Here is a 6,942-nt window from a genome sequence, read left to right as displayed (position 1 = left end):
CCGGACGGGCTGGAGGCGGCGGCCTGAACGGCCTCGTCCTCAAACGCCGGACGGGCTGGAAGCGGCGGCCTGGACGGCCTCGTCCTCAAACGCCGGACGGGCTGGAGGCGGCGGCCTGAACGGCCTCGTCCTCAAACGCCGGACGGGCTGGAAGCGGCGGCCTGGACGGGCTTGTACTCAAGCCGGAGGGACTGGAGGGGCGGGCTGATCACTCAGCCCGCCCCGGATTTCGTCCTTACGGCGTCAGCACCTGGCCCAGACGCCCTCCCGTCGACGTCCCCAACTGCGTCAGCCCGTAGTACGCCGACCTGGTCGGTGTGACCGTGCCGTTCGGTACCGGGACCCACAGGAGGGTGCCGTTGCCGGTGTCCTCGCCCTCGGTGCCGATGGTGAGGTCGGCGTGGCCGTCGCCCGTGAGGTCGGTCAGGGAGACGGCGGAGCCGAACTTGTCGTCGGTCTCCGTGGAGCCGGGGATGTCCGTGGCGTCCTGGGAGAGGGCGAGGGAGCCCGTGCCCGTCAGGCCCGAGGACGTGCCCTTGAGGAGCCAGGTCGAGCCCGCGTTGGAGCGGTTCTTGTCGGCGCGGGTGATGTCCTCGTTCGGGGCGCCCGTCAGGACGTCCGCGTAGCCGTCGGCGTTGAAGTCCCCGACCGAGACCGAGGCCCCGAAGGCGTCGTTGGACTCCGAGGCGCCCTCCACGCCGCTCGTGCCCTGGTGGACGGTCGTCATACCCGTGGTCGTGAAGCCGGTCGACGTACCCGGGACCATCGTGACCTGGCCGCCCGCGTTGCCTCCGGACTCGCCCTTGTAGGGCTGGCCGATGACGATGTCGTCGTAGCCGTTGCCGTTCACGTCGCCCGCGGCGATGGAGCGGCCGCCCTTGACGGTGAGCGTGGACACCTTGGTCAGGCCCAGCGACTTCGAGCCCTTGAACCAGACGACCTTGCCGGCGCCGGAGGCGTCACGGTAGTTGAGCGCCACGTCCGCGTAGCCGTCCCGGTTGAAGTCACCGGTCGCGGCGTCGGCGTAGGCCAGGGAGCCGGTCACCGTCGTGATGTCGCCCGCCACCTCGTGGCCGTCGTTGAAGCGGGCGGCCCAGTTGCCGCCGGTGCCGGTGGCCGCCGTGAAGACATCCGCCCTGCCGTCGGAGTTGAAGTCGCCGACGGCCACGGTCGAGCCGAACTTCGCGCTGTTCGGGTTGTAGTCGTCGCCGAGCGCCATGGTGTCGGCGTCGGCTTCGCTGTCGAACTTCGGGCCGTAGAGGATGGTCACCGCGCCGCGGTCCTTGTGCCCGATCGAGTCGTCCTCGCCGGGCGCGCCGATCGCGAGGTCCGCGTAGCCGTCGCCGTTGATGTCGCCCCACGCGGTGGCCGCGCCCCACTGGTCGCCGGACTCGGCGGCGCCCGGGACACCCGTGCTCGCCTGGTTGATGCGGAGCTTGGAGGCGGAGACCGGGGCGCTGACACCGCCGGGCACGAGGGTGAGCCAGCCGCTGCCCGTCCCGGGGGTGGCGGCCACGAGGTCGCTGACGCCGTCTCCCGTGTAGTCGGCGGTCGGGATCGCGGAGTTCGCGCCGGGCGAGGCCGCGTAGCGGCGGACCTCGGCGAGCTTGGCGTACAGGTTCTTGCCGGGGGACGTGGTGGTGGCCGCGTCCTTGCCGCCGGAGACCACGTTCAGCTCGGCCTGGTCGCCCTTGGCGTACACACCCGTGTCATCGGACGCGGTCAGCGTGACCTCGCCGGTCGGGTCACCCTCGTACTGGCCCAGCTTCCACGCGGCCAGTCGCGCCACGGACTCCACCGCGGCCCGGCTCGGCTTTCCGGCGGTCGTACCGTTGCCGCCCTCGAAGTCGCCGAGCACCGCGATGCCCACGGAGTCGCCGTTGAAGCCGTACGTGTGGTCGCCGCGCACCGACAGGTCGGCGCCGCCCGCGCGGCCCTCGAAGACGCGGCCGCACTTGTCGACCAGGAAGTTGTAGCCGAGGTCGCCGCGGCCGGCGGTCTGGATGTCGTACGCCATGATCGCGCGGATCAGGGCCGGGGACTGGGCGCAGCTGTAGGCGTTCGTACCGGCCGTGTGGTGCACGAAGACCGCGCTGATCTTGTCGATGTACTCGGGCGTGCCCGTCACCGTCGACTCGTCGGCGCCCCAGCGGGCGCGCGAGACGATCGGGGGCCGCTTGACGGTGGAGGCCCGCGGGGTCGGTGCGACCGGGAAGGCGGCGTTGCTCATGCCGGTGGCAGCGCCGGCTGTTGCGTCCGTGGTGGCGTCGAGGCCCTTGTTCCTCAGCTCGGCCGCGGTCACGCCGGGGTCGACGAGGTTGACCTCCAGCCCCTTGGGGAGCCCGGCGGTCGAGGAGCCGTCGGCGGCGACGACCCGTGCCTCGACGCCGTCACTGGGGCCGACCCACAGGGGCTCGGAGGCCCCGCGCGCCTTCTTGGCGCCCGGCTCGCCGGACTCACCCGGCTCACCCGACTCGCCAGACTCACCTGACTCGCCCGGCTCGCTCGATTCGCCCCGGTCGACGGGCAGAGGCGTCACGTTCAGGTTCCGCCAGCCGGTCCACTCGCCGGTCGCGACGGCGCGGGTACGGACCTGGGCGGTGCCGTCGAGTTCGGCGGTGGCGCCGGTCCAGGAGACGCCGACGAGCGAGAACTCCTCGGTGTCCGTCCGCGCCAGCCGCGCCCGCGTACCGCTCCCGGCGGCGGACAGCGCGACGTCATGCACGTCGACGGCCCGCTTGGTGCGGGGCCCGTCGGTGACCGGCCCCGTGCTCGGACTGGCGACTGCGTACGTCACGACGCCCGCCCCACCCATCACGACGGCCCCCAGTGTCAGCCACGCCCGCCGCTTCACGCTGAGCGGCCTGTACGCATGGCTCTTACCGCGCCTCAAATGCCCCACCCCTAGAAAACCAACACAAAGCAAACACCCGGCACACACGGGCAGCCCTCTATTGAGCACACAGGGAGGGCCGAACATCATCATCGGCGCACGAAGGTGTGGGGCACGTCACCCCGGTGGTTCCGCCGCCGGGCTTCCTCGCGGCGGCCGACATGAGCTCCGTTCCTCCTCATCGCCAACTCCTGTGCGTGCACCTGGTGTTGATCCTGTGGGAGCGCTCCGAGGCCGTTGGGGCCCATGGTGAGCTGTGACAGTTCTGTGGCTTCCGGCGCTGTTGACCTTGGAGGACGCGGACACGGCCGGAAGTGGCCACGTCCTGCCGGACCGGAGGACTCGAACTCGATCTCGGTGCGAACGAGGACAGTAGTGAGCCAGCGAGGGGAACCCCGCCGCGTGCAGGCATACGACGGGGAGCTGGGTGCTGCCGTCGCGCGGGCCCAGGAGGGGGACGAGGCGGCGTTCGCGGTGGCGTACCGGATCGTGCAGCCGGGCCTGCTCGGCTATCTGCGGGGGCTGGTCGGGAACGACGCGGAGGACGTCGCGTCCGACGCGTGGCTGGAGATAGCGCGGGACCTCGGACGCTTCAAGGGGGACGGCGCGGGCTTCCGCGGGTGGACCGCGACCATCGCCCGGCACCGGGCCCTGGACCATCTGCGCCGGCAGAAGGTACGGCCCCGGGCGACCGGACTGGAGAGCGACGTCCTGGACCTGCCCGGCGCCCACAGCACGTACGACCAGGCCATGGAGTCGCTCTCCACCGAACACGCCCTGGAGCTGGTGGCCCAGCTGCCGCGCGACCAGGCGGAGGCGGTGCTGCTGCGGGTGGTGGTCGGCCTGGACGGGCCCTCCGCCGCCCGAGTCCTCGGTAAACGGCCGGGCGCGGTCCGTACCGCCGCCCACCGCGGACTCAAACGCCTGGCGCGGCTGCTCGGCGCGGAGGGTGTGACGGATGAGGGCCCCCGGACGCTGGGGGAGTCGAGATGAACAGCAGCGACTGGCAGCCGTGGGGCGGAGGTGAAGTGGAGATGGGTGGACAACAGGGTGACAGCACGCCGTCCGGCCGTCACTTCGCGCGCCCCGGCGCCGATGACCCGCAGGATTTCCGCGCGGAGTCCTCTCCCGTCGCCGTACTCCTCGCCGCCGCCGTGCGGGCCCGTGACGTGGAAGGCAAGCGTGAGGCGCGGGCCGTCGCGGCGTTCCTGGAGGCACGCGAGCAGGGAGCCCACCCGGCCCGTACCCGGCGGCGCGACGACTGGCGTCCCCGGGGCGTGCGGCGGGCCCGGCGTTCGCTGCGGGCCACGCTCGCGGCGCTGCTGGCCGGCCTGACCCTCGGTGGGGTCGCCGTGGCGGCCATCGGCGTCTCGTCGGGCGGCGACGGAGAGGGCCAGGGGCGCGCCGGACCGTCGAGCAGCGCCCCTGAGCGGCCCGGGTCCACACCGCCGGACTCGACCGGCTCGTCCGCTCCCGCCCCGGGGGCATCCCCGTCGGGCCCCTCGGACCGCCCCTCGCAGGCCCAGGACACCGAGGCCCACTGCCGTGCGTTCGAGAAGGTCGAGGGCCGCGGCAAGGCCATGGACGCCACCGCCTGGCAGCGCCTGATCGACGCGGCGGGCGGCGAGTCGCGCGTGCGCGCGTACTGCGCCGAGCGACTGGGCGTGAGCGGCGGCGGCAGTGAGCGGCAGAAGAAGGACAAGGAGCGGGACACCGCGGGCGCGTCCAGTGATCCGAGCACGGCCGCCCGCACGACTCCCAGGCCAGGGCAGCCCAGGAAGAAGTAGGGCCGGCGTGCTCGCAAGACCCCCGTACTCGCAAGACACCCGGCCGACTCCGCCGACGGCAACGGCCGGGGCCGCCACCCCCCACAGGAGAGGCCCCGACCGTCGCACGGCACGGGCCGCGCGGCGGCCCGTACTCTCTACAGCGCCGAGGGTGCGCTTTCTGTCACACCTCACGGCATCACGAGTTAGTTGCATGCTCTAAGGACATGGACGAGGGACAGTTTCAGGCCGTAACGTGCGTTTCGCGCCGGAGAGCGGAAGGCGGACGACCCCCGCACCCGCCGAAGGCGTGTAGACCGCAACCATCATTTGAGGAACCACGACGGCGAGAACCGGGTCCGCGAGAGCGGCGCCGGTTTAGGCGCAAAAAGGGGCGCGCGCAGGTGCTGGGGGACGACGCGGAGCTGACCGCCGCCGTACTTGCGGCACAGCACGGGGACGAGGCCGCGTTCCGGACCGTGTACCGGGCGGTCCACCCAAGGCTGCTCGGATACGTGCGGACGCTGGTCGGCGACCCGGACGCGGAGGACGTCACCTCCGAGGCGTGGTTGCAGATAGCCAGGGACCTGGAGCGGTTCAGCGGGGACGCGGACCGGTTCCGGGGCTGGGCCGCCCGTATCGCCCGCAACCGCGCGCTCGACCACATACGCATGCGCGGGCGACGCCCGGCGATCGGCGGTGACGAGACCGAGCTGACCGGAAAGGCCGCCGAGTCGGACACCGCCGGTGAGGCCATGGAGGCGCTCGCCACCGACCACGCGCTCTCGCTGATCGCCCAGCTCCCGCAGGACCAGGCGGAGGCGGTCGTCCTGCGTGTCGTCGTGGGCCTCGACGCCAAGACGGCCGCCGAGACCCTCGGCAAGCGGCCGGGAGCCGTACGCACCGCCGCGCACCGAGGACTGAAGCGGCTCGCGGAGCTGCTCGGCGCGGACTCGGGATCGACCGGCGCGCTCGACGCCGTGCCCCCTCAGAGAGAAGCGCGGACACGCGCCGTGACGTCCGCCGGTGTGACGCATATGCGTTCGCGGACGCAGAAGGACATGTGATGGCCGACGAGCAGTACAAGTGGCTGGACCGCGAAGCGGCGGAGTGCCTGCTGCGTGGTGAGCCGCTCGAAGCCCTCGACGCCGACGCCCGCGCCGCCGCCGACCGGCTCACCGAGGCCCTGGACGCGCTGACCGCCGACCTTCCTCCCGTGGACGCCGAACTCCCGGGTGAGGAAGCCACCTTGGCGGCATTCCGCAAGGCACGCGCGGAGCGTGACGGCGAGAACACGGCGCTGTCCGCCGGTGCCGGCACGTATGCCACGGCGCGGTCCGCCGACGCCGGTCTCGTGCGGCTCGGGTGGCCCGAACCGGAGGGGCGGCGGGCCCGCCGGGGCCGCTCGCTGCGGTTCGGGATGGCCGCGACGCTGGCCGCCGGGATGCTCGGCGGGGTCGCTGTGGCGGCCGTGGCCGGAGTCCTGCCGACTCCGTTCCGTGACGACCGGCCGCAGCCCGCCTCGACGGCGTCCGCCCCGGAGACGCCCGAGCTGCCGCTCATGACGCCGTCGCCGGACGGATCCGCGCGCGGGCGGGCAGGTGAGCCGTCGCCCGGTGGCAGCACGGGCGAGGCCGGCGACGGGGGCGCCCGGGACGACACGGCCCGGGGCGGTGGCGCCACCGGGCAGCCGGGCTCCAAGGACTCCGGGAAGGAGTGGCGGAGCGCCGGCCGCGGATGGGGCGGTGGGGTCCGCTCGGCCTGCCGCGACGTCCGCGACGGCAAGAAGCTGGACTCCGACCGCAAGCGCGTCCTGGAGGGCTTGGCGGGCGGCAGGGGCAAGGTGAAGAAGTACTGCAAGGGCGTCCTGGGCGACCGGGGTGACCGGCGCGACCGCGGCGCCACGGGCACCTCGGACCACGGGCGCGACACCCCCGGCAACGGCGACACGGGCTCCGGCCGGGACAAGGACGGCCGAGGCAAGGGCGGCAAGGACAAAGGCGGCCGAGGCAAGGACGGCGGAGACAACGGCGGCGGGGACAACGGCGGCGGGGACACCGGCGGTCGAGGCAGGGGCGGTGACGGCGAGGGCTCCGGGAGCCGGAACGGCGGCAACGACCACCGCGGCAACGGCGGCCTCGTCCACCCCGTTTCCGTTCTCCACCACATCGGCGCCTTGGGTTCGCACACGTCTCTGTGAGGCGTGTCTGCGTGATGTGCGTCACATCGCGCATAGGGATCCGACGTCGGACGCGTCATAGAGGTTGCGGGGGAGTTGTGGGC

The 6,942-nt window shown here is 73.0% G+C and carries 5 protein-coding genes; 4 read left to right on the top strand and 1 reads right to left on the bottom strand.

The genetic code is table 11. The features are described 5' to 3' along the window. Positions 1 to 235: 235 nt before the first annotated feature. A complete protein-coding gene (locus FNH08_RS40530; protein ID WP_322726262.1) occupies positions 236 to 2,797 on the bottom strand; it encodes an FG-GAP-like repeat-containing protein in 2,562 nt (853 codons plus the stop codon). 471 nt (positions 2,798 to 3,268) lie between these two features. On the opposite strand from FNH08_RS40530, the gene FNH08_RS40525 reads away from it, so the two are divergent. The 4 genes from FNH08_RS40525 to FNH08_RS40510 all read left to right on the top strand — a co-directional run bounded on the left by FNH08_RS40525 (position 3,269) and on the right by FNH08_RS40510 (position 6,859). Beyond that, positions 3,269 to 3,886, top strand: a complete 618-nt coding sequence (locus tag FNH08_RS40525; RefSeq protein WP_322726261.1) for an RNA polymerase sigma factor — start codon at positions 3,269 to 3,271, stop codon at positions 3,884 to 3,886. Continuing rightward, positions 3,883 to 4,680, top strand: a complete 798-nt coding sequence (locus FNH08_RS40520; RefSeq protein WP_152776520.1) for a hypothetical protein — start codon at positions 3,883 to 3,885, stop codon at positions 4,678 to 4,680. Before FNH08_RS40525 ends, FNH08_RS40520 begins: the two co-directional genes overlap by 4 nt. Positions 4,681 to 5,063: 383 nt before the next feature. Continuing rightward, entirely contained in the window at positions 5,064 to 5,726 is a 663-nt protein-coding gene (locus tag FNH08_RS40515; RefSeq protein ID WP_322726260.1) for an RNA polymerase sigma factor, read from the top strand. After that, positions 5,726 to 6,859, top strand: coding sequence for a hypothetical protein (locus FNH08_RS40510; RefSeq protein WP_152776519.1), 1,134 nt, complete (start codon positions 5,726 to 5,728; stop codon positions 6,857 to 6,859). Before FNH08_RS40515 ends, FNH08_RS40510 begins: the two co-directional genes overlap by 1 nt. Positions 6,860 to 6,942 lie beyond the last annotated feature (83 nt).

This window comes from Streptomyces spongiae (genome assembly GCF_009377185.1).
Lineage (GTDB): Bacteria > Actinomycetota > Actinomycetes > Streptomycetales > Streptomycetaceae > Streptomyces > Streptomyces spongiae.
Note: the sequence above shows the minus strand (reverse complement) of the source record. Positions and strands in the feature narration are given on the sequence as shown.